The organism is Serratia sp. CY52157 (assembly GCF_052168495.1).
GTDB classification, from domain to species: Bacteria; Pseudomonadota; Gammaproteobacteria; order Enterobacterales; family Enterobacteriaceae; genus Serratia; species Serratia ureilytica.
In genome coordinates this window covers 1,999,647-2,022,555 of the sequence record NZ_JBJNMO010000001.1, presented here as the reverse complement: position 1 = coordinate 2,022,555, position 22,909 = coordinate 1,999,647, and the positions used below count along the sequence as shown (strand labels likewise).

Below are 22,909 nucleotides of genomic sequence, written 5' to 3'. Positions count from 1 at the left end.
ACGCCGTAATGAATGTAGTTGCCCGCCGGGTCAACGTTCAGCGCTTTCGAACCGGACCACATGGTCAGGTTGCTCGGCGCCAGGTCGGCGGAGCCGCCCAGGAACTCCGGCAGCACCTTGCCGAACGCTTCCAGCGCGTTCTGCGACGCCTTGCGGCTGGCGATGTTGGCCGGGTTGGCCTGCAGTTTTTCCACGAACGCCTTGGCGTCCGCTTTCCAGTCCGCCGGCAGCTCGCCGTTCATGCGGCGCTTGAACTCGGCGGCCAGTTCCGGGAAGGCCCTGGCGTAGGCGGCGAACTTGTCGTTCCAGGCCGCTTCTTTGGCCTGACCGGCTTCCCTGGCGTCCCACTGGGCGTAGATGTCCTGCGGGATTTCAAAGGCGGCGTATTTCCAGCCCAGCGCTTCGCGGGTGGCGGCCACTTCGGCGGCGCCCAGCGCGGCGCCGTGCACGTCATGGGTGCCGGCCTTGTTCGGCGAGCCGAAGCCGATAACGGTCTTGCACATCAGCAGCGATGGCTTGTCGGTCACCTTGCGGGCTTCTTCAATCGCGGCCTTGATGGCGTCCGGGTTGTGGCCGTCGACGTTGCGCACCACGTGCCAGCCGTAGGCTTCGAAACGCAGGGCGGTGTCGTCGGTGAACCAGCCGTCGACGTGTCCGTCGATGGAGATGCCGTTGTCATCGTAGAAGGCGGTCAGCTTGCCGAGCTTGAGGGTGCCGGCCAGGGAGCAGACTTCGTGCGAAATGCCTTCCATCATGCAGCCGTCGCCCATGAAGGCGTAGGTGTGGTGGTCGACGATGTCGTGACCAGGGCGGTTGAACTGCGCCGCCAGGGTGCGTTCGGCGATGGCGAAGCCGACGGCGTTGGCGATGCCCTGGCCCAGCGGGCCGGTGGTGGTCTCAACGCCCGGGGTGTAACCGTACTCCGGGTGGCCCGGGGTTTTGGAATGGAGCTGACGGAAGTTTTCCAGCTCGCGCATCGGCAGGTCGTAGCCGGTGAGGTGCAGGAGGCTGTAAATCAACATGGAGCCGTGGCCGTTGGAGAGCACGAAACGGTCGCGGTCAGCCCAGTGCGGGTTAGTCGGGTTGTGGTTGAGGTAGTCGCGCCACAGGACTTCGGCGATGTCCGCCATGCCCATAGGGGCCCCCGGGTGGCCGGAATTTGCTTTTTGTACGGCGTCCATGCTGAGTGCGCGGATGGCGTTGGCAAGCTCTTTACGAGAAGACATAACGAAACTCCAGTGCGATTACAGTTGAGCGGCCAACATGTCTTCCAGCTTCTGCTGGTCGACGGCGAACAGGCGGATGCCTTCGGCGAGTTTTTCTACCGCCATGGCGTCCTGATTGTGCAGCCAGCGGAATTCCGCTTCGGCCAGCGGAGCGGGTTGGTGGAAGCCCTCGGTCGACGGGGTCAGCTTGCGCTCGACCGGCTGTTCGCTGTTTTTCAGCTGCTCCAGCAGGTTCGGCGCGATGGTCAGGCGATCGCAGCCGGCCAGCGCCAGGATCTGCTCAACTTTGCGGAAGCTGGCGCCCATGATCACCGTCTGGTAACGATGACGCTTGTAGTATTCATAGATGGTGCGCACCGATTTCACGCCCGGATCCTGATCGGCGTCGTAGTCGGCGGCAGGCTGTTTAGCCTGGTACCAGTCATAGATGCGGCCGACGAACGGCGAGATCAGATACACGCCGGCTTCGGCGCAGGCGCGGGCCTGAGCGAAGGAGAACAGCAGCGTCAGGTTGGTGTTGATGCCTTCTTTTTCCAGCTCTTCGGCGGCTTTGATGCCTTCCCAGGTGGAAGCCAGCTTGATCAGGATGCGCGATTTGTCGATGCCCTGTTCCTGATACATGCCGATCAGTTTGCGCGCTTTGGCGACGCACATGCCGCGGTCGAACGACAGGCGGGCGTCCACTTCGGTGGAGATGCGGCCCGGCACGCTTTTGAGGATCTCGACGCCGATGTTGACCGCCAGTTTATCGCTGGCGTTGATCAGCTGGGTTTCCTTGCTGCCGCCCTGGCGGCGGGCATACTCCAGCGCTTCGGTGATCAGCGCTTTGTACTGCGGCAGCGCGGCGGCTTTCAGGATCAGCGAAGGGTTGGTGGTGGCGTCCTGGGGTTCGAACTGGCGGATGGATTCGATATCGCCGCTGTCGGCGACCACCGTGGTCAGCTGCTTGAGTGCGTCTAATTGATTCATTGATAAGCTCCTTGACCAAGCTCAACGTAGGGAAATGAGAACCTTTTTCATCATAGGGGGAACACACTGCATCATCGGATCGAGAATGAAAATGCGCTTTTTCTGATTGTTGCGATGGATAATAACAATGAATGACGAATAAACCCAGGCGGAGCGCGGCTTGCGCGCGACCGCCATCGAGACTGCAGGCGGTTTAACGCCGACCGACCGCGTTTTCGTAATAGCCGATCCGCTCGACTTTCGGCGCCGATCCTCCCCCTTCAAACTCCGATTCCAGCCAGGCATCGACGATGGTTTTCGCCAGTTCGGCGCCGATGACCCGCGCGCCCAGCGTGATGATCTGCGCATCATTGCTTTTGCGCGCCCGTTGGGCGGAGTAGGTATCGTGACATTGCGCCGCGCGAATGCCGGGCACTTTATTGGCCACGATGCTCATACCGATGCCGGTGCCGCACAGCAGGATCCCCCGCCGATGTTTTTCCTCCCGTATCGCCTGCGCGACGCGATAGGCGATATCGGGATAGATCCCCGTTTCTGCGGTGCGATCCGTCGTGTAGTCAATGACGGGAATGTCCCGTCGTTGCAGGTGGGCGACGATCAGATCCTTCAGTTCAATGGCGGCATCGTCGGCGCCGATGGCGATAGGCAGCATAGCGGTCTCCTGATTGGTAACGAAAAGGGCGGCGATCCTCGGTGGCGCCACGTTCATTACCGTATCCCTGTTTAATCAAATGTTCAATTGGTGCTCTTTTGTTTTTTGCCTGATTTTTCTGTTCCTCCCTTTAAAAGGTGACGGTCGTCACTAAAAAAGAGGTTTTAATCGTTATTTATCCTCATGTAGACGGGTTTTTGAGCGATATCACAGTTTGGCAAGTTCTCTGTGGGCAAATTGAACGCGTGACGTTAGTGTTCATTTGTTCTTTGTTTGTGTTATTGATCATAAAGAGTCACCCTACCAGAGGAGAGTGCTATGTGTCAGACCTGCATGACAGAGGCGAAAATGGCGGACGGTATCCCCGAGATCATGAAGGCGGTTGTGGCGTACGCCCCGAAAGATTACCGCCTGGAACAGGTGCCGGTACCGAAGATCGGCCCGAAAGAGATCCTGGTGAAGATCGAGGCCTGCGGCATCTGCGCCGGCGATGTTAAAGCGTTCGAAGGGGCGCCCAGCTTCTGGGGCGATGAAAAACAACCGGCATACATCAAGGCGCCGATGATCCCCGGTCATGAGTTTATCGGCCACGTGGTGGGATACGGCGAAGGCGTCGAGGGCTTCAATCTCGGCGATCGGGTGATATCAGAACAGATCGTTCCCTGTTGGCAATGCCGCTTCTGCAACCGCGGCCAGTATTGGATGTGCGAAAAGCATGACCTGTACGGTTTCCAGAAAAACGTCAATGGCGGCATGGCCGAGTACATGAAGTTCACCAAAGAGGCGATTAACTATCACGTGCCGGCCGATCTGCCGATCGAAAAAGCCATTCTGATCGAACCCTATGCTTGCTCCTTCCATGCGGTGCAACGCGCCAATATCAAACTGGGCGATATCGTGGTGCTGGCCGGCGCCGGCACCCTGGGGCTGGGCATGATCGGGGCGATCAAAAAGTCCGGGCCCTCGAAGCTGGTGGTGCTGGATCTGTCCGACGAGCGTCTGGCGCTGGCGAAGCGCTTCGGCGCGGATGTGACGCTGAACCCGACCCGTGACGACGTGCCCGCGGCGGTTAAAGCGATGACCGATGGCTACGGCTGCGACATCTACATCGAGGCGACCGGCGCCCAAAAGTCCGTGGAACAGGGCCTGACGCTGATCCGCAAACTCGGCACCTTCGTGGAATTTTCCGTGTTCAAGGATCCGGTGACCGTCGACTGGAGCATCATCAGCGACCGCAAGGAGCTGGACGTGCTCGGTTCGCACCTCGGCCCTTACTGCTACCCGCTGGTGATCGAAGGCATCGCCAATGGCGATCTGCCGACCGAAGGCGTGGTGACGCATACGCTGCCGCTGGAACAGTTCGCCGAGGGCTTCGAGCTGATGAAGCGCGGCATCGGTTCAATCAAAGTGGTGCTTAATCCAAACCTCTGAAACCTGCATCGTTCTTCGGGTGCGGGCGAGCCTGCGCCTCCATAATCACATGTGCTGGGGTGTTCTATGTTGCATGGACTGATTCATCGCATTGGTCTGTCACCGAAACTGCTGCTGGGCTATGCCGGCGTGTTGGTGTTCATGATGGGCGAAGGGCTGGAACAAGGATGGCTGTCGCCTTATCTGATCGGCAAGGGGCTGAGCATTCAGGAATCGGCGCTGCTGTTCAGCGTTTATGGCTTTGCGGCCGCGATCGCCGCCTGGTTTTCCGGCGTGCTGGCGGAAATCTTTACCGCCCGGCGGGTGATGTTGGCCGGCCTGCTGCTGTTTCTGTTCGGTTCGGTGTGCTTTTTGACGTTCGGCCTGCCGAGCAACAACCTGGCGATCATGGTGCCGACCTATGCGCTGCGCGGCTTGGGTTATCCGTTGTTCGCCTACGGTTTTCTGGTGTGGGTGGCGTATGAGGCGCCGCCGGAAAGGCTAGGGTCGGCGGTGGGGATTTTCTGGTTCGTCTACAGCGGCGGGCTCAGCGTGCTGGGCGTGCTGTATTCCAGCATCATGCTGCCTTATCTCGGCGAGATCCACACGCTGTGGAGCGCGCTGATTTTCGTCGTGCTGGGCGCGGTGATTGCGCTGATGCTCAATCGCGACGACGGCGCGGCACAGAGCGGCAACCGGGAAAAAGCGTCGCTGGGTTACGTCTTGAAGGGCATCACCATCGCGTTTGAAAACCCGAAGATTGGCCTGGGCGGCATCGTGCGCACCATTAATACCTCTGCGGCATACGGCTTCGTCGTATTCATGCCCATGTACATGATGGATATGGGATTCACCCGCACGCATTGGCTGCAGATGTACGCCGCGCTGTGGACGGTCAACATCATTTTCAACCTGATTTTCGGCGTGATCAGCGACGGTCTCGGCTGGCGCAATGTGGTGATGTGGTTCGGCTGCGTCGGCTGCGCCTTGACCACGCTGATGTTCTACTACGTGCCGCAATTCTTCGGCGCCAACTACCTGCTGACCGTTTGCGCCGCCGGTTTGTTCGGCGCCTGCCTGGCGGCGTTCGTGCCGCTGTCGGCCATCATGCCGTCGCTGGCGCCGGACAATAAGGGCGCGGCGATGTCGATTCTCAATCTGGGCGCCGGCCTGAGCACCTTTGTCGGCCCGGCGGTGGTGGGGCTGTTTATCGGCAGCCTCGGCACCGTTGGCGTGATCTGGATCTTTACCGGTTTGTACCTGTTCAGCGGCGTGCTGATGAAATTTGTCACGCTGCCGAAAGAAAGCGCGACGGCGCAGGAAGAACGCGGCGCGAGTTTGGCGAAAATATCCTGACCGAGGGTGAAGTTCACAGTTTTAAGGGGAAATTTATGATTAATCATCAAACTACGGCGCCGCGCGAGCTCTCGCTAAAGGGCAAGGTGGCGCTGATTACCGGCGGCGCTGCGGGGATCGGCCTCGCTATCGCCGAACGCTATCTGCAAAACGGCGCGCGCGTGGCGCTGCTCGATCGTGCGCCGCAGGTTGCTGAAGTGGCGCGACAGCTGGACGCCGAGGCGGCGCTGGGCGTCGTGGCCGACGTCACCGATGCCGCGTCGGTGGAGCGGGCGGTGGCGCAGATTGAGGCGCATTTCGGGCGGCTGGACGTGCTGGTCAACAGCGCCGGCATCGTCGCGCTGCATCCCGCTGAGGAACTGCCTGAAGCGGCGTGGGATGCAACCCTGGCGGTCAATCTGAAAGGCGTGTTTCTCACCTGCCAGGCGGTGGGCCGCCATTTCATTCGCCAGCGCGGCGGCAGCATCATCAATCTCGCCTCGCAGGCCGGGGTGGTGGCATTGCCGAATCACCTGGCCTATTGCGCCAGCAAAGCGGGCGTTATCGGGTTGACCCAGGTGCTGGCGCTGGAGTGGGGGCCACACAACGTGCGGGTCAACGCCATTTCACCCACCGTGGTTTTGACGGAGCTGGGGCGCAAAGCCTGGTCTGGCGAGGTGGCTGAGCAGATGAAGCAGAAAATTCCGCTGCGGCGCTTTGCTGAGCCGCAAGATATCGCCGCCAGCGCCCTGTTTTTGGCCGGTGACGCGGCGGCGATGATCACCGGCGCCAACCTGGTGGTCGACGGCGGTTACACCATTCAATAATTTCTTATTCAGGCGACAGAGAGGCCGCGATGAACAGAATCATTAACGATCCCGATCACGTAGTGGAAGACGCCATTCAGGGCTATAGGCTGGCCCACCCGGACTATTACGCCGCCACTGACAATGCGCGGGTGTTGAAATATCCGCCGGCGCCGATCGCCGGCAAAGTGGGCATCGTCACCGGCGGCGGTTCCGGCCATGAGCCGGCGTTTCTGGGGTATGTCGGCAAAAACATGCTGGATGCCGTCGCAATTGGCGAGATTTTTTCATCGCCTACGGCGGGGGCTTTTCTCGACGCGTTCAAGGCGGCGGACAGCGGTGCGGGCGTCGCTTGCCTGTACGGCAACTACGCCGGCGACAACATGAACGTCAAGATGGCGATCAAGAAGGCCACGGCGGCCGGCATACGGGTGAAAACCGTGGTGGCCAACGATGACGTCGCCTCGGCGCCGGCCAGTGAGATCGATAAACGGCGCGGCGTGGCCGGAGAAATTCTGATGTGGAAGGTCGGCGCGGCGGCGGCGGCCAAGGGATACGATCTGGACGGCGTGATCGGCGCGGCGCAAAAAGCCATCGACCGGTGTCGTTCGATCGGCGTCGGCCTCAGTTCCTGCACCATTCCCGCGGTCGGCAAACCCAATTTTCATATCGAAGACGGCAAGATGGAGATCGGCATTGGCCATCACGGCGAACCGGGCATTGAGGTGTCGCCGATCCAGTCGGCGTCGGCGATGGCCGGCACCATGCTCGATTTCGTGCTCAACGACATGCCGCTGGAACAGGGGCAGGAGGTGGCGTTGCTGATCTCCGGGCTTGGCGCCACGCCGGTGATGGAGCTGTATATCTATTATGCCGAAATAGAGCGTCGGTTGACGGCGAAAGGCGTGCTGGTGCATCGGCGCTACGTCGGCAATTACTTCACGTCGCTGGAAATGATGGGCGTGACGCTGACGCTGATGACGCTGGATGACGAACTGAAAACGCTGCTGGACATGCCGGCGCAATCTTTAGGCTTAACCCAGGTGGAGTGAATCATGACGGAACAAATTTCAACCCGGTACGGCAGTGAGATCGTTACGGGGCTGATAGAAACCATTGTCAGCAACCGCGAATACCTGAGCGAAATCGACGGCGCCATCGGCGACGGCGACCACGGCATTAACATGTCGAAGGGATTCGCGATGTGCGGCGATGCCATTCGCGGCCGCGAGCTCACGTTGGCGCAGGCGTTCGATGCGGTTTCCGATGCGCTGATGGAGGGCATCGGCGGTTCGATGGGGCCGCTGTACGGCAGCCTGTTCATGGGCATGGCGGAGAGCGTGCGCGAGCGCAGCGTGCTGGATAAGCAGGCATTTTTGGCGATGTTGCACGGCGGTTTGCGCGAACTGCAGGACATCAGCAGCGCGGGCGTGGGGGACAAGTGTCTGATGGATACGCTGATACCGGCGGTAGCGGCGTTTGAGCAGGCGGCGGGGCGCGGTGACGACTTCGCCGCTGCGCTGGAACAGATGAGGATCGCCGCGGCGCGCGGGCGCGATTCCACGCGCGAGCTGGTGGCGAAAATCGGCCGCGCCAGCCGCCTGGGCGAGCGTTCGCGCGGCGTACTGGACGCCGGCGCGGTATCTTGCTGCCTGCTCTTGACCCGATTGGCGGACGAGGTGGAGCAACGACTGAATACCGTTGCCGCCTGAACGCGTTATACTAGCGGGCATTCAGCATTGTCGGAGGGGCGTGTATCGTCCCTCCGCCATGATTAACCGGCCTGCCGTGGGGAAACGTCTAACGGATGGAAAAACAAACTGTGTCCCAGGATAACGAACTGCTGACCGAAATCGCCGTTGCTTATTATCAGGATGAGATCACGCAGGAAGAGATCGCCAAAAAGTTCGGCATCTCACGGATCAAAGTCGGTCGTTTGCTCAAGCGCGCCAAGGAAGAAGGCATCGTCGAGATCAACGTGCGTTATCACCCGGTGTTCAGCACCCGGCTGGAACAGCAGATGATGGAACGTTTTCCCATCAGCCGCGCGCTGATCGCGCTCGATCATCAGGACGAAGAGGAACAGCGTCGGCAGGTGGCGGCGCTGGTGTCCAACTACCTGGCGATGTCGCTGAAAGACGATATGGTGTTGGCGGTCGGGCAGGGACGCAACGTGGCGGCGATCGCCGATCACGTCGGCAGCGTGACGGAGCGCAACTGCAAGTTCATCTGCGGCATCGGCGGCACCCACCGTCCGGGCGATGCGATCAACGCCGACCATATCAGCCGGCGTCTGGCGAAGAAGTTCGGCGGCAGCAGCGAGACGCTCTATGCGCCGGCCTACGTCGAAAATCGCGCGTTGAAAGACGCCTTCATGCAGAACGGCACGATCAAGGAAACGTTGGATCGCGCGCGTAAGGCCGATGTGGCGTTAGTCGGCATTGGCGACATGAATGAAAACAGTTATATGGTGAAATTGGGGTGGTTTACGCCGCACGAGATTATCGACGCCAGCCTTAATCAGGGCGTGATCGGCGACATCGCCGGCTATGACTTTTTCAATGCCCAGGGGCAGCATGTCGATACGGTGATGAATGACCGTGTGATTGGGCTGAGCATTGATGAGCTGCGCAAAATTCCGTGCGTGATCGCCATTGCCTCCGAGAATACCAAGGCGCTGGCGATTTTGGGCGCGTTGCGCACCGGCGCCATCGACATTATCGCCACCAGCGCGCTCAATGTGCGCACTATCCTCAACATGTCGCAATAGCGGCACCCGCAAAAAAAGGGTTCAGCGGCAGGCTGAACCCTCCAGAGACATCCCCCTTTTGACGGATCAGTGGCTGAGGTTGACGTCAATCGCCTGATAGAAGGCGTTGGCGGTGTCGGCTATGTCCCACACGGCAAGGATCACGTGCGAACCGCTGCGATCTGCCGGTATGTTGCACTGGTGGGTGACCTGCGCGGCAGGGATGGCGCCGCCGTCGTTGAACTGGCAGAACGGCGTCAGGTCAAAGGAAGCGCGGGTCAGCGGTTGAGAAGCGTCCCAGTTCGGCTTGGTGATGAAATAGCGCCAGCTGGTGGTGCTGTGACGCGCGGTCAGCTTCCAGGTAAAGGAGTTCGGGCCGGTTTTCAGGTTGAGCTTGTTCCAGCGCGTCGGCGTTTGCTGATCCAGTTCGAAGAAGGTGGACTTGTTGGCGCTGGCGATATGGCCGTCAACCGGGCCGGCCTGCGGGAAGCCTTTCAGGCCTTCGACGCTCTGCGGTTCGTACTGCACGCTGCCGCACTGGGTGTTGAGCTGCAGTTTGCACTGGTAGGCGCGGCTGGCCGGCGACTCGACATAACCGTGAGCATTCGCCTGTTGCGAAACGCCGAACATGGCCGCGCTCAGCAGGCCCAGAGAGAGCAGGGTACGGGAAGTTTTGTTCATAAGTCACTCCTGACTGAAATTATGTTGTAAGTTGAGCGTATTTCACCGACAAAATGAGAGACTAATAACGCAATTAGAAATAACCCTCCTTGTCGGCTTGTTTTATTTTTATCATTCTGGTCGTGCGATAGAGCGGAATGTTTTAACGGCTATTAACGAAAATTATTATGATGACGATCTTTGATCGTTAGGCTGAATTTATTTAACTGTCGCTGTGTAAAAGTAGGGCGCTATGATGAATTTTATATCAGGTCGTGATGAATAGTATTTAAGATAGCGCTCTCATTTATGAAGTATATTGCTTGTTGCTATGAGTACCCTTGTTCGATTTGATCGATTTTTGTGCGCCACCACCTTGGGAATTTAGTGTCATTTTTCTTATTTTATTTTAAAGAGGAATTTGTATGACTAGATTATCCCTGGACGCGATTAAAATAATCAGCACCATCAAGAGCACCGGTTCTTTCTCTATGGCGGCGGAGGCGCTGCATAAAACGCCTTCGGCGATCTCTTATCGGGTTTCCAATATTGAAAGCAAACTCTGCGTGAAACTTTTTCATCGCAATGGCCCCATGATTACCCTGACGGATGAAGGGGAATTTCTCCTGCAGGAAGGCAGCTGGATATTAAATGCGGTGCAGGATCTGGAAAGCCGGGTGCGCAACATCCCCAAGCTGGACAATAATATCCGCCTGGCGGTAGACACCTTCTTCCCGTTGGAAACCCTGACGCAGGATATCCGCGACTATATTCAGCATTGCCCGAACGCCAGTATCTCGGTGCAGCGAGAAGCGTTGAACGGCACCTGGGATGCGCTGAAGAACAACCGGGCGGATCTGATCATCGCCATCGGCCAAATTCCCGACAGCGTGCAGGCTAAAACCCTGATGCTCGGCAAGCTCAACTTTGTGCTGTGCGTGTCGCCTTCGCACCCGTTCGCGGCGCAGAGAAAGCCGGTGTGCAAGAAACAGCGGTTGAACGACATCGTGGTGGTGATCGCCGACAGCAGCCATGAGCTGCCCAAGCGTAATCACGGCACGCTGCCCTTGCAGCGTCAGTTGGTGGTATGCGACGTGGAAAGCAACCTGGCGCTGCTCAAACGCGGCATCGGCCACGCTTTTCTGCCGCCTGCTTTGATCGAAAAGGAATTGGCCAGCGGCGAACTGGTGACGGTGCCGGTGGAGATGCAAAAGGGCGACGAAATGATTTGGCTGGCGTGGCACCCGGCCAGCAAGGGCGCTGGGTTTAACTGGTGGCATGAGCGGCTGACGCGCAAAAGCGATGTCTACAGCCTGATGGGCCGCGAAGTGGTGCGGGATGGCGGTTATCCTTGGTGCCACAACTGAAGGAATAGAGACGAAGGGACGCGAAAATCAAACTGTTAACTCAATGAAAACCCCGCAGCATTCGGCTACGGGGTTTTTTTACGGCTTACGCCACGCGGCCCACCTTCAGCCAGGCGCCGTCAGAACCGGGCGCCGAGGTGATGTAACCCCATTTGGTCTGCCAGACGTAACCCTGGTAGGACACCAGCGCGCCCTGCGCGTAAGTGGTGCCCGGCACATAAGCCGGCGCGGTCATGATCGGCAGGTTGCCGGGGCCGACGCCGGTGTAGCGCAGCCCGGTGCCCATATCCAGCTGGCTGTCGTCGTAGTCCGCGGCGTTGAAATAGCGATCCAGCGAGGCCAGCAGATCGCCGTTGCGATTGTCTTGCCCCAGATGCCAGAACATCACGCCGCCCAACTGCTGCTGCTTGATGTATTTCGCTTTGTATTTGAAGCTCTCGGCATCGTCATAGGTGACGAACAGCCCTTTCTGCGCATGATACAGGTAAGGCGTTTTGGTCTTGTCGTTCCACAGCCGCTGATAGCCGTAGTTGCCCAGCAGCATCTGCTCCAGCTGGCGATAGGAGGCGATGCGCGGATCCTTGTCGCGCACGCATTCTTCGCAGCCCACCAGCCAGTAATCGGTGTTCGGGTACGGATCTTCGCCCGGCGTGCTGTGGCTGCTGTATTGCCCGCCGTTGCCGCCGCTGACGCCCTTGAAGGCGCGGCCGTAGAAGGGCACGCCCATCACGATTTTGGCGCTCGGCACGCCTTCCATCATCAGGTGTTGCTGCACCGCGGCGTCGACCGTCAGGCTGAACGGGCTGGGGAAGGCGCGGGTCAGTTCTTCCCAGCTCCAGCCCAGGTTGGCTTCGCGCAGCGCATTGTAGAAGGTCGGCCCGGCCGCATCGCCGAACAGCGCCGCCTGGTGGTTGGTTACTTTCTCCCAGGGGCCGGCCAGATCGTAGGTCATGAGGTTGATGTAATCGAGCGGCGCGACGATCTGCGCCAGCTTGCTGTAATAGCGCGACAGGAAGAAGGCGCCGCCGGCGCCGGCGATGGTCAACTGGTACGGCAACGCCTGGCGGCCGTCGGCGACGGTTTGCCGGTTCAGCAGGGTGCGGATCTCCTGCAGCGCGGCGATGAAACCGTCCACTTCCGAGGCTTGCGGGTACTCCCAGTCGATGTCCACGCCGTCGAAGCCGTAATCCTTCATGATGCGCACGCAGGATTGGGCGAACTTGGCGCGCGACGCCGGGGTTTTCACCGCGTTGACGTAGTTGGCGTGCGACACCCCCAGATCGTTGGAGTAGTACCAGCCGCCGATGGAGAACATGATGCGCAGGCTGGGGTTGTGCGCTTTGAGCGCGGTCAGGCGGTTGACCACATCGCGCGCCTTGGCGTCGTTGGTGGCCGGATCCCAGGCGCATTCCAGATTGTCGTTGATATCCAGGAACGAGAAGTTAATGTGCGTCAGCTGTTTGGCTTTGGCCGGCGTGATGTTGGAAACCGGGAACGGCACGACAGACGTATCGGTCTCGGTGTAATTATTGATTTGGTTGGTCGGAATAAAATAATACCCAATAACGGCTTTACGTGTGGACATGGCATTTCTCCAGAGTGGATGTTTTTGGATGGGGAAATATTTCCCGTTGCCATTAATGTTTATTTTTCTCGGAAATAACAGTCGAAACAAATCACGATAAGAATGAATTTTTTATTCACTGCCGCCTGCCTTGGCGTTTATGTGTTGTGCCAGCATTCAGCATGAATGAATTCGACCATAGGGCCTGTATTTATTCATTTGCTTTGTAATAGCATCCTTAACTAGATTCTGAGTATCCGATGTCCCACCGGCCGTGATTGGCATTTAATTAAAAATAAAAAAGGAGATGAGCTATGTCCAGCATAGAGCCTGACGCTGTTGGCTTAATAGTCCAGCGAGTATGTGAATATCTTCAGCCGGTATTGAACGCCATTCTGGCCGGCGTGATGGCGCTATTACACGGCGCCTATCGCAACGTGGGTATTCGGCGACGTTTATTGAATGCGGCGATGTGCGCGTTATTGGCCTGGACGGTGCGCGATGCGCTGGCGTTGATGGGCCTGGAATTAAACTGGGCGAATTTGGCCAGCGTATTGATTGGCTTTATGGGGGCGGATTACATCAACGCCTTAATTAAAAAATTCATCGGCAAAAAAACGGGGTTTAAAAATGTTAAATGACATCGAAGAGATTCGCTTTACCGCCCGCAGCGAAGAGAATCTGCGCGGCGTGCATCCGGATCTGGTGCGCGTTATTCGTCTGGCGCTGCGCTATTCCCTGGTGCCGTTTTCCGTCAGCGAGGGGCTGCGCAGCATGGCGCGCCAGCGGGAAATGGTGCGCGCCGGCAACAGCCAAACGCTGCGCAGCCGCCATCTGACCGGACACGCGGTGGACGTGGTGGCGATGCCGGCGGGCGTGGTCTCCTGGGAGTGGGATTACTACGCGCAAATTGCGGTGGCGGTGCGGCGAGCGGCGCGTGAATGCGGCATCAACGTCGAATGGGGCGGCGAATGGAAGACCCTCAAGGACGGCCCGCACTTCCAGCTGCCGTTTCGGGACTATCCGGCATGAGCGGCTGGCTGCAAAAACTGATGCAGGGCGGCTTGCTGCTGCTGTTGCTGGCGGCTATCTGCCTCGGCGGCTACAGCGCGTTGCTGTCGCATCAGTTGGTGTCCGCGCGGCAACAGGCGGCGGAATTGCAAAAAAGCCTGGCGCAGCGGGCGGGGCTTATCGCCACCCTGCAGACCCAGGATGCGCAAAATCGTGCGCTGATGGCGGCGCAGCAGCGGCAGGAACAGCAGCTGCGCCAACAACACGAGGCTTATCAGAGGAAATACCGTGAAGCGATTAAAAACGATCCCTGCGCCGCTCAGCCTCTGCCTGGCGCTGTGTTTGAGCTCCTGCGCCCGGCCGCCGGCGCCGCAGGCCGTGCCGCTGTTGCCCCCTGAGTCGGTATTCGCTCCCTGTGAGCAGCCGCAGTTGCAGGGGGAGACCTGGGGCGATGCGGTAAGCTATGCCCTGGCGTTACAAACCTCGTTACACATTTGCGCCGGCCAGGTGGAGACGCTCAACGCCTGGCGCGCCACGCTGCCGCCGCGCTGACGGCGGCGCTTGTCTGACTTGTCCCGCAGGCCTTCTTTTTTTACTTTTAAAACGGTCTTTCGACCAAGGTTATGGCGCGCTTCAAAGTTTGTGATGTTTCTCTCACTATACTTCAAGGCTGTGCCCTGTCATTGTACCTGGGCGCCATGGCCCACGGCAGGGCGCAGCCTCAAAGCCTTACCTCAACATAAAAGCAAAAAACAAAGGAATCCATAATGGACGAACAGCTCAAACAGAGTGCCCTTGATTTCCATCAGTTTCCTGTCCCAGGGAAGATCCAGGTTTCCCCAACCAAACCGTTGGCGACCCAGCGCGATCTGGCGCTGGCCTATTCGCCGGGCGTCGCCGCGCCTTGCCTCGAGATCGCCGAAGATCCGCTGGCGGCCTACAAATACACCGCGCGCGGCAACCTGGTGGCGGTAATTTCCAACGGCACGGCGGTACTGGGTCTGGGCAATATCGGCGCGTTGGCCGGTAAGCCGGTGATGGAAGGCAAGGGCGTTTTGTTCAAGAAGTTTTCCGGTATCGATGTATTTGATATCGAAGTGGATGAGCATAACCCTGACAAATTAATCGACATTATCGCCGCGCTGGAACCGACCTTCGGCGGCATCAACCTGGAAGACATCAAGGCGCCGGAGTGTTTCTACATCGAACAGAAACTGCGTGAGCGCATGAAGATCCCGGTGTTCCACGACGACCAGCACGGCACGGCGATCATTACCACCGCCGCGGTGCTCAACGGCCTGCGCGTGGTGAAGAAGAATATCTCCGACGTGCGGCTGGTGGTGTCCGGCGCCGGCGCGGCGTCCATCGCCTGCCTGAACCTGCTGGTGGCGCTGGGGCTGCGTCAACAGAACATCACCGTCTGCGACTCCAAGGGCGTCATCTATAAAGGCCGCGACGCCAATATGGAACAGACCAAAGCCGCCTACGCCATCGAGGATAACGGCCAGCGCACGCTGGGCGACGCCATCCCGAACGCCGACATCTTCCTCGGCTGCTCCGGCCCGGGTGTGCTGACGCAGGATATGGTGAAAACCATGGCGCGCGATCCGCTGATCATGGCGCTGGCCAACCCGGAACCGGAAATTCTGCCGCCGCTGGCCAAAGCGGTGCGCCCGGACGCCATCATCTGTACCGGCCGCTCCGACTATCCGAACCAGGTGAACAACGTCCTGTGCTTCCCGTTCATTTTCCGCGGCGCGCTGGACGTGGGCGCCACCACCATCAACGAAGAGATGAAGCTGGCCTGCGTGCATGCCATCGCCGATCTGGCGCTGGCGGAACAGAGCGACGTGGTGGCCTCCGCGTATGACGATCAGGATCTCTCCTTCGGGCCGGAATACATCATTCCGAAACCGTTCGATCCGCGTCTGATCGTCAAGATCGCGCCGGCGGTGGCCAAGGCGGCGATGGACTCCGGCGTGGCGACGCGCCCGATCGAAGACTTCGACGCCTACGTGGAGAAGCTGGCGGAGTTCGTCTACAAAACCAATCTGTTCATGAAACCGATCTTCTCGCAGGCGCGCAAAGAGGTGAAGCGGGTGGTGCTGGCGGAAGGCGAGGAAGAGCGCGTGCTGCACGCCACGCAAGAGCTGGTGTCGCAGGGGCTGGCTTTCCCGATCCTGGTCGGCCGTCCGAGCGTGATCGAGATGCGCCTGAAAAAGCTGGGCCTGCAATTGACGCCGGGCAAAGATTTCGAAGTGGTGAACAACGAGTCGGATCCGCGCTTCAACGAATACTGGGGCGAGTACTACCAGATCATGAAACGCCGCGGCGTTTCGCAAGAGCAGGCGCGCCGCGCGGTGATCGGCAACCCGACGCTGATCGCCGCCATCATGCTGCACCGCGGCGAAGCGGACGCGATGATCTGCGGCACCATCGGCAGCTACCACGAGCATTACGACGTGGTGAAGAACGTGTTCGGCTTCCGTGAAGGCGCGCACGTCGCGGGCGCGATGAACGCGCTGCTGCTGCCGAGCGGCAACACCTTCATCGCCGACACCTACGTCAACGACGATCCGACGCCGGAACAGCTGGCTGAGATCACCCTGATGGCGGCGGAAACCGTGCGCCGTTTCGGGATCGAACCGAAGGTGGCGCTGCTGTCTCACTCCAGCTTCGGCTCGTCTGATTGCCCGGCGGCGCGCAAGATGCGTAAAACGCTGGAGCTGGTGAACGAGCTGGCGCCGGAGCTGGAGATCGACGGCGAAATGCACGGCGACGCCGCGCTGGTGGAAAGCATCCGTCACGATCTGATGCCGGACAGCCCGCTGAAAGGCTCGGCCAACCTGCTGATCATGCCGAACATGGAAGCGGCGCGCATCAGCTACAACCTGCTGCGCGTCTCCTGCTCGGAAGGGGTGACCGTCGGGCCGGTGCTGATGGGGGTGGCCAAACCGGTGCACATCCTGACGCCGATCGCCTCGGTGCGCCGCATCGTCAACATGGTGGCGCTGGCGGTGGTGGAAGCCCAGACCGAACCGCTGTAAGCCCGGGTTGAATGACTGGCCCCCTGCGCCGTTGGCGCCGGGGGCTTTTTTATCTTCATCTGACATGGTACAAATAGTGGTCAAATATGTACATGTACAGGTAAAGAAAATGACCACGATAAGCTACACAGCGGCGAGAAACAATTTGGCTGAGGTGCTTCTGGAAGCGCAAAAACAACCGGTGGAAGTGACGCGCCGCGGGCACGATGAGGTTTACATCATCAGTAAGGCCGACTATGAGGTTTTGGTCAAAGCCAAGGTGAAAGCGCGCATTCAGGCTAAACACGCGGATACGATTAAGGCGCTGGCGAATAGATGATCTTTTTGACCGCAGAGGATATTGCGGAATTCAACGCTGAAATTGTGCCTCACGGCCGCCAGGAAGGCAGCAAAGTTGAGGCCGTAGCCAATCGTGTGCTTAGGGGAGAGTGTCAATATTGGTAGTTATTGTACGTTAAGCTCATATTTTGCCCGTTAAACTTCAGCTCATTGACTTCGCTTAATTCCTTCGCGTAGTGCCTAGCCGCCACATATTATCTGCATTGTTCGTCCATATGACGACGAACTTACTCACGCAAATCCCCTCTCTGTTTTGTCTGATATACAGCACAACAGCTTGCTGGGTTAATGAATTGCTCCTCCTCTTAAATTCTTCTAAATTACTGTTCATGCATACAGTATTTGTGTGCAATTTCAATAGGAGATGAGTTATGAGTGGTGGTGATGGTAAAGACAGCCGCGGTCCTGGCGGTGGAGTGAATGGTGGCCCGACAGGCCTGGGTGGTGGTGTGGATGCATCCGATCACTCCGGCTGGAGTTCGGAAAATAATCCATGGGGAGGTAAGGATAAGGACACTGGCGGGCATACTGGCGGTGGCAACAATGGTGGGGACAGGGATCCCGCCAACAGTGGCGGCAATGTTAACCTGAGTCTGTTTCCAGAAGCACAAGCGTCTGTCGCGGTGGGGGCACAATTCAATCTTTCGTTGATCGACGGTGCGTGGGGATTCAGCCTACTGAAATCCCAAACGGTGCAATCGTTTATCACGAAATCGATAGCCAAAGTGAAAACGCTCGGTATTCCCACGGTAGGCACGTTGTGGCGGACTAGTCTCTGGGGATTGGTCGTGGAAGGCATTACGCCAACCAAGATCGCTCCTGATGATATGTCGATGGTACGACATATCACGACGACGCTCCCCGCAGATTTGGTCACTCAGACACCGCCGGGCCAACTGCCCACTCAACCGGCAACCCTGGTCAGCGCCCGTATTGCTGACCTCGTTGACGAGGGGCAGCAAAAAGTAGCCGTTGTTCGTTCACCGTCGTTACCGATGAGCGTTCCGGTTGTGGAGGCAAAGCCCACCAAGCGACCGGACGTCTATACGGTAGGAATTGTACCGGGCATGCCTGATATTCATATTCGCGTCAATGCGCCGGCGCCGCCAACCACGGCGAAACCTGTGGACGGTGTTACCGAGATAAATAATGCTGAAGCCAAACCGTTGCCTGCGACGCAACCGGGTGGCAACACGCACGATGGTATCGTGGTGTTCCCTCCAGGCAGTAATCTGCCGCCGGCTTATGTTGCCGTGGTGGAGATCATTCCGCAAAATGAAGTCAATGCACGTGAAGCCGAACGCAAGGCACTTCTGACTTATCAGGATGCGCGCCAACGTCGTGAATCAGTTCAAACGGATGAGTATCGAAAGTCACACAGTTATCAATGGCTACTGCCTGAACTGACTATCAACCAGCGACAAATTGAGGAAAAGCAGTCTCACATTGCCCTCAATCAACGAATTGCTGAACGTCAAACCATCCAGGAAGCCAATGCGCGTGCTCGCCGTCAGGCGGGACGTGCCGAACAATTTCATCGTGACGTGGAAAGAACCAATGGCACCATTGCTGCATTAAACGAAGATCTTTCCCGGCTGCGTCAGGAAGAAAAGGATCTATCGGCTCAGGTTGCTGAATTCGATCGCATTGCCAAAGACAATATGAGCAAAATTCGTGCGCGGCAGCCGACTGATAAGGATATTGCTTCGTTGTCACCGCAAGCGCAAGCGGCGTTCTGGCGCAACCAGGCGAAGAAAGAATTCGTTCTTACGGTTGGCGATGGCGATTTGCCAAAATATCCGCCGGTCATGGGTAGCAAACCCAGTCCGCTGTTTCTGGAGCAGCCTGCCTACTTCTGGCGTGAAAGCGGGTTTGCTATCAGCAACTATAATTCGGTGGCGGCGACGGAGACACTGGAAACCGGTATCCGTGGCGCGTTTGCCCGGGCCTCGGCGGCATTGACGAAGACACCTGCGGAAAAACTGTATAATAACGGGCAAGTCACCACGGCTGAGTTTGCTCAACTCTCTTTTGTCTTTTCCGAGAGTTTGGACGTGCCGGCATTGAGTGTCATGTCATCCCTGGGGATCGGTCGGTTCGGATTGACGCGAGACGATGTGAGGAATGCGCTCGGCAACTATAATTCTGTGCGGTTACCTTATCGACTTGTTTCTCGTGATACGGGGGATGTCGGGGAAGAGAAAATCCACATCAATATCGTTCGCCCTGATGAGCGGAACGTAAAAGGTGCGGTGCCACTGCGGCCACTATCATGGGATACGGTGAAAAGGGAGTTGCGATTTACCACTGACGACGGTGCAATCTCTCTGACCTGGACACCGGCGGATGATAAGGGCGTATCCGGTTATATTATTACCGTCACGCCGGTTGGTGCGCCTGCAGGCAAACTTTCGACAGGAGGCCGTGTCGATGTGTCAGGGAAAGGAACGCTGGTTGCATTGCCTAATGGCGACGTTCAGCAGATCCATGACTATATTTTGGTTCCACCGGTTGAAAGTGGTCTTGAGCCGATTTATGTCATGTTCAACAAACCACGGAAAAAACCGGCTCGAGAAGACAAGCCAGAGCTTATTAAACCTCGAGAAGGAACTCAGGAGCGCGGGCACAAATATCATCCTGCCCCAAAAACTGATGAAATTAAGGGGTTGGGGGAGCTTAAAGTAGGTAGACCAAAAACTCCCAAGCAGTCAGGAGGGGGCCGCCGGGCTCGGTGGTATGGCGACAAGGGGCGTAAAATTTATGAGTGGGACTCACAGCATGGTGAGTTGGAAGGATATCGTGCCAGCGACGGCGAACATCTGGGGGCTTTTGATCCCAAAACGGGTAAGCAGTTGAAAAGTCCAGATCCAAAACGAAATATCAAAAAGTATTTATAGGGGAGATAGTGTCATGGGATTAAAATTACGTCTTACATGGTTTGACAAAAATAATGATGATTTTAAGGGAGAAGAGTATTCAAAAGATTTTGGGGACGATGACTCTCTCATCGATGCTTTAGGCCTCCCCTTGGACGATACAATGAATAATGGTGAGTTTGATGTAAAGGAGAGCTGGGTAGCTTTGATTCAACCCTATTTCACAAGTAAGATATCGACCGAGAAATTTGACTACTTCCTTTCATTCAATTATAGAGATAAATGGTAATAGAAAAATATCATTAGCATCTACTCCGCTCGACAATTTAAGTATTGTCGAGCGTTTTGTTATGCGGTTTAGACATCCAAACTGATTCGATGTTTAATTTATTGCCTGTACTATACTGTCGAGGCCACCCAAGGCCGCCTCAACGTTGAACAAGCCGCGGAGCAACTGTGCCGGCTAACCGAATAACTCCCTTTCTCATGCCTTGCAGCGCGCGGCGATGGCGCGAATATCCTGCGGGGTGGTGCGGCAACAGCCGCCAATCAATTGTGCGCCGAGCGCGCGCCACGCCGTCGCCTGATCGGCCAGGCTGCCGTGCTCGCCGCCGCAGGCGTGCCAGGTTTTGCTCACCGCATCGTAGTGCTCGCCGGAGTTCGGGTAGACCAGCAGAGGTTTGTCGGCCAGCGCGCTCAGCTGACGCAGCGCCGGGGCGACCTTGTCCAGCGCGATGCAGTTGATGCCGATGGCCAGCACCTGCGGGTTACCGCGCAGCGCGGACAGGACCTCCGTCAGCGACGTGCCGTCGCTGAGGTGTTGGCTGTCGCGCAGGGTGAAGGCGAACCAGGCGCCGAGCGTCGGGAACTCCTGCAGCAGCGTCAGCAGCGCCTGCAGTTCAGCAAACGACGGCAGCGTTTCGCAGGCCAGCAGATCGACGCCGGCGGCGGCCAGCGCGGCGATGCGCGGGCGGTGGAAGGCAATGAAGTCATCCTGCGCCAGCCGGTAGTCGCCGCGGTATTCCGAGCCGTCGGCCAGATAGGCGCCGTACGGGCCCACCGAACCGGCGATCAACAGCGGCGCCGCCTGCGGGTGCGCGGCCAGATAATCGCGGCGCGCGCGCTGCGCCAGCTGCACGCTTTTGGCGATCAACGCCAGCGACTGAGCCTGATCCAGGCCGCGGCGCGAGAAGCCCTGCGGCGTGGCCTGATAGCTGGCGGTGATAGCGCACTGGGCGCCGGCGTTGAAATAATCGAGGTGGACCTGATAGATAAGCTCGGGATTTTCAATCAGCACCTTGGCCGACCACAGCGGATCGGTCAGATCGCAGCCGCGCGCTTCCAGCTCGGTGGCCAGCGCGCCGTCCAGGAGCAGCGTCGGCCGTTCGGCCAGCAGGCGGGCGACGGGGTTGTTAACCGACATGTTGTTCTCCCAAAGCGTTTTTTTGCCCGGCGCGCCGGGTCAGGAAATAGGTGAGGTAGCACAAGGCGACGAACGGCAGCCCGCAGTAGAGCGCGATGCGCTGCTCCGGATCGAACGCCAGCCCGATGCAGGCCAGCAGGCACAGCGCAAAGCCGAGGATCGGCGTCAATGGATAGCCGGGCGCGCGGTATTTCAGGCCGTTTATCGGCTGGCCGCTGCGCAGATAGGCGCGGCGGAAAGCATAGTGGGCGGCGCAGATGCTCAGCCACACCGCCACCACCGCAAAGCCGGAGATCGCCGACAGGGCGACAAACACCGTATCCGGCGCGATCACGCTGGTCAGCAGCGCCAGCACGCCGCCGAGCATGCTGAAGGTCAGGGCGTTGATCGGAATGCCGCGCGCATTGACGCGCGCAAAGTAGGCCGGCAGGGTGCGCTGGTGGGCCAGCGACCACAGCATACGCCCTGAAGCGTACAGGCCGGAGTTGGCCGCCGACAGGATGGCGGTCAGGATCACGAAGTTGAAGATATCGGCGGCGTAAGGCACGCCGATGCGTTCAAACACCAGCACGAACGGGCTTTTGACGATCCCCGCCTGATCCATCGGGATCAGCGCCGCCAGCACGAAGACCGTGCCGATAAAGAACAGCATCAGGCGGATCACCGTGGTGCGGATTGCCAGCGGCACGACTTTTTCCGGGTTCTCGGTTTCACCGGCGGCGATGCCGATCAGCTCCGTGCCGGAGAAGGCGAAGTTCACCGCTACCATGGTCATCAGGATCGGCAGCGTGCCGTGCGGCAGCCAGCCGGAAGCGGTCAGATTATGTAGGAACGGCGCCGGCGTGCCGTCTTTCATCGGCAGCAGGCCGAACATGGCGGCGCCGCCCAGAATGATAAACGCCAGAATGGTCACCACTTTGATCAGCGAAAACCAGAATTCGCTTTCGGCGAAAAAACGGGTGGTCACCACGTTAAGCAGGAAAATGGCCGCGCAGAAAATCAGGCACCACAGCCACACCGGCGACTGCGGGAACCAGTACTGCATGCAGAATCCGGCGGCGGTCAGGCTGGAGCCCAGCGCCACCGTCCAGGTGAGCCAATACAGCCAGGCGACGGCATAGCCGGTGGCCGGCCCCAGATAGCGCGAAGCATAGACGTGAAAGGCGCCGGTTTCCGGCATCGCCACCGACAGCTCGCCCAGGCACAGCATCACCAGATACACCACCAGCGCACCGATCAGGTAGGCCAGCAGCGTGCCGAGCGCCCCGGTGGTGGAGATGATGTAGCCGGTATTGAAAAACAGCCCGGTGCCGATCACGCCGCCCAGCGACAGCATCACCAGATGCCGGGCCTTCATGCTGCGTTTGAACTGCCCTGCGGCGGGCGCCGATGAGTGCATAATAATCTATCCGTATAGACGTCTAAATATCTGAATGGCTATTGGTTATACCCGCAATGCCGTTTCAACGCAATGC

22 protein-coding genes are annotated in these 22,909 nt (G+C 58.5%); 15 read left to right on the top strand and 7 right to left on the bottom strand.

The features are described 5' to 3' along the window. The 3 genes from ACJ8IP_RS09645 to rpiB all read right to left on the bottom strand — a co-directional run. Nucleotides 1-1,226, bottom strand: a 1,226-nt coding sequence (locus tag ACJ8IP_RS09645; RefSeq protein WP_442524379.1) for a transketolase family protein, incomplete at its 3' end; no start/stop codon positions are given. 18 nt (nt 1,227-1,244) lie between these two features. Continuing rightward, nucleotides 1,245-2,195, bottom strand: coding sequence for a transaldolase (gene tal / locus ACJ8IP_RS09640; protein ID WP_016926754.1), 951 nt, complete (start codon nt 2,193-2,195; stop codon nt 1,245-1,247). A gap of 193 nt (nt 2,196-2,388) precedes the next feature. Further along, complete coding sequence (gene rpiB, locus ACJ8IP_RS09635) at nt 2,389-2,847, bottom strand: ribose 5-phosphate isomerase B (RefSeq protein WP_033643988.1); 459 nt, start codon at nt 2,845-2,847, stop codon at nt 2,389-2,391. Between the two features lie 318 nt (nt 2,848-3,165). Here rpiB and ACJ8IP_RS09630 point away from each other — a divergent pair, with 318 nt between their 5' ends. From ACJ8IP_RS09630 to ACJ8IP_RS09605, 6 genes are all read left to right on the top strand, one after another. Continuing rightward, the gene (locus ACJ8IP_RS09630) at nt 3,166-4,278 is read left to right on the top strand and encodes an MDR/zinc-dependent alcohol dehydrogenase-like family protein (RefSeq protein WP_089192110.1); all 1,113 of its coding nucleotides are present in this window, start codon (nt 3,166-3,168) and stop codon (nt 4,276-4,278) included. Between the two features lie 66 nt (nt 4,279-4,344). Beyond that, on the top strand, nt 4,345-5,613 hold the full coding sequence (locus ACJ8IP_RS09625; protein ID WP_004936588.1) for an MFS transporter: 1,269 nt from the start codon (nt 4,345-4,347) through the stop codon (nt 5,611-5,613). A 35-nt stretch (nt 5,614-5,648) separates the two neighbouring features. After that, nucleotides 5,649-6,419, top strand: coding sequence for an SDR family oxidoreductase (locus ACJ8IP_RS09620; RefSeq protein WP_089192109.1), 771 nt, complete (start codon nt 5,649-5,651; stop codon nt 6,417-6,419). 29 nt (nt 6,420-6,448) lie between these two features. Further along, entirely contained in the window at nt 6,449-7,450 is a 1,002-nt protein-coding gene (locus tag ACJ8IP_RS09615; RefSeq protein ID WP_442524378.1) for a dihydroxyacetone kinase subunit DhaK, read from the top strand. A gap of 3 nt (nt 7,451-7,453) precedes the next feature. Beyond that, nucleotides 7,454-8,110, top strand: a complete 657-nt coding sequence (gene dhaL, locus ACJ8IP_RS09610; protein ID WP_033643985.1) for a dihydroxyacetone kinase subunit DhaL — start codon at nt 7,454-7,456, stop codon at nt 8,108-8,110. 95 nt (nt 8,111-8,205) lie between these two features. After that, nucleotides 8,206-9,168 carry a sugar-binding transcriptional regulator gene (locus tag ACJ8IP_RS09605; protein ID WP_004936575.1) on the top strand — a complete coding sequence of 321 codons (963 nt, stop codon included), beginning with the start codon at nt 8,206-8,208 and terminating at the stop codon, nt 9,166-9,168. A gap of 66 nt (nt 9,169-9,234) precedes the next feature. On the opposite strand, the gene ACJ8IP_RS09600 is transcribed toward ACJ8IP_RS09605, so the two are convergent. Continuing rightward, complete coding sequence (locus ACJ8IP_RS09600) at nt 9,235-9,828, bottom strand: lytic polysaccharide monooxygenase (protein WP_033643984.1); 594 nt, start codon at nt 9,826-9,828, stop codon at nt 9,235-9,237. A gap of 404 nt (nt 9,829-10,232) precedes the next feature. Here ACJ8IP_RS09600 and ACJ8IP_RS09595 point away from each other — a divergent pair, with 404 nt between their 5' ends. Continuing rightward, a complete protein-coding gene (locus ACJ8IP_RS09595; protein WP_025303805.1) occupies nt 10,233-11,174 on the top strand; it encodes a LysR family transcriptional regulator in 942 nt (313 codons plus the stop codon). An 85-nt stretch (nt 11,175-11,259) separates the two neighbouring features. Here the strand turns inward: ACJ8IP_RS09595 and ACJ8IP_RS09590 are convergent, their stop codons facing one another. Next, nucleotides 11,260-12,759, bottom strand: a complete 1,500-nt coding sequence (locus tag ACJ8IP_RS09590) for a glycosyl hydrolase family 18 protein (protein WP_164107370.1) — start codon at nt 12,757-12,759, stop codon at nt 11,260-11,262. Nucleotides 12,760-13,052: 293 nt separating this feature from the next. On the opposite strand from ACJ8IP_RS09590, the gene ACJ8IP_RS09585 reads away from it, so the two are divergent. From ACJ8IP_RS09585 to ACJ8IP_RS09550, 8 genes are all read left to right on the top strand, one after another. After that, nucleotides 13,053-13,379, top strand: a complete 327-nt coding sequence (locus ACJ8IP_RS09585; protein ID WP_033643982.1) for a phage holin, lambda family — start codon at nt 13,053-13,055, stop codon at nt 13,377-13,379. Next, on the top strand, nt 13,369-13,770 hold the full coding sequence (locus ACJ8IP_RS09580; protein ID WP_033643981.1) for a M15 family metallopeptidase: 402 nt from the start codon (nt 13,369-13,371) through the stop codon (nt 13,768-13,770). The genes ACJ8IP_RS09585 and ACJ8IP_RS09580 overlap by 11 nt, the downstream gene beginning before the upstream one ends. Then, nucleotides 13,767-14,147: a DUF2570 family protein gene (locus ACJ8IP_RS09575; RefSeq protein WP_164107366.1), complete on the top strand. Its 381-nt coding sequence runs from the start codon at nt 13,767-13,769 to the stop codon at nt 14,145-14,147. The genes ACJ8IP_RS09580 and ACJ8IP_RS09575 overlap by 4 nt, the downstream gene beginning before the upstream one ends. Further along, nucleotides 14,128-14,301: an Rz1-like lysis system protein LysC gene (lysC, locus tag ACJ8IP_RS09570; RefSeq protein WP_004936544.1), complete on the top strand. Its 174-nt coding sequence runs from the start codon at nt 14,128-14,130 to the stop codon at nt 14,299-14,301. The genes ACJ8IP_RS09575 and lysC overlap by 20 nt, the downstream gene beginning before the upstream one ends. Nucleotides 14,302-14,516: 215 nt before the next feature. Beyond that, nucleotides 14,517-16,796: an NADP-dependent oxaloacetate-decarboxylating malate dehydrogenase gene (gene maeB, locus ACJ8IP_RS09565; RefSeq protein WP_016926766.1), complete on the top strand. Its 2,280-nt coding sequence runs from the start codon at nt 14,517-14,519 to the stop codon at nt 16,794-16,796. Between the two features lie 109 nt (nt 16,797-16,905). After that, the gene (locus tag ACJ8IP_RS09560) at nt 16,906-17,115 is read left to right on the top strand and encodes a type II toxin-antitoxin system Phd/YefM family antitoxin (protein ID WP_004936539.1); all 210 of its coding nucleotides are present in this window, start codon (nt 16,906-16,908) and stop codon (nt 17,113-17,115) included. Nucleotides 17,116-17,506: 391 nt separating this feature from the next. Further along, entirely contained in the window at nt 17,507-20,032 is a 2,526-nt protein-coding gene (locus ACJ8IP_RS09555) for a colicin-like bacteriocin tRNase domain-containing protein (protein ID WP_164107363.1), read from the top strand. A gap of 13 nt (nt 20,033-20,045) precedes the next feature. Then, on the top strand, nt 20,046-20,300 hold the full coding sequence (locus tag ACJ8IP_RS09550; protein WP_047571055.1) for a colicin E3-like toxin immunity protein: 255 nt from the start codon (nt 20,046-20,048) through the stop codon (nt 20,298-20,300). 195 nt (nt 20,301-20,495) lie between these two features. On the opposite strand, the gene mmuM is transcribed toward ACJ8IP_RS09550, so the two are convergent. Together mmuM and mmuP are read right to left on the bottom strand one after the other, a co-directional pair. Then, nucleotides 20,496-21,434: a homocysteine S-methyltransferase gene (gene mmuM / locus ACJ8IP_RS09545; RefSeq protein WP_164107361.1), complete on the bottom strand. Its 939-nt coding sequence runs from the start codon at nt 21,432-21,434 to the stop codon at nt 20,496-20,498. Further along, nucleotides 21,424-22,833, bottom strand: coding sequence for an S-methylmethionine permease (mmuP, locus tag ACJ8IP_RS09540; RefSeq protein ID WP_033643976.1), 1,410 nt, complete (start codon nt 22,831-22,833; stop codon nt 21,424-21,426). The genes mmuM and mmuP overlap by 11 nt, the downstream gene beginning before the upstream one ends. Between the last annotated feature and the right edge of the window lie 76 nt (nt 22,834-22,909).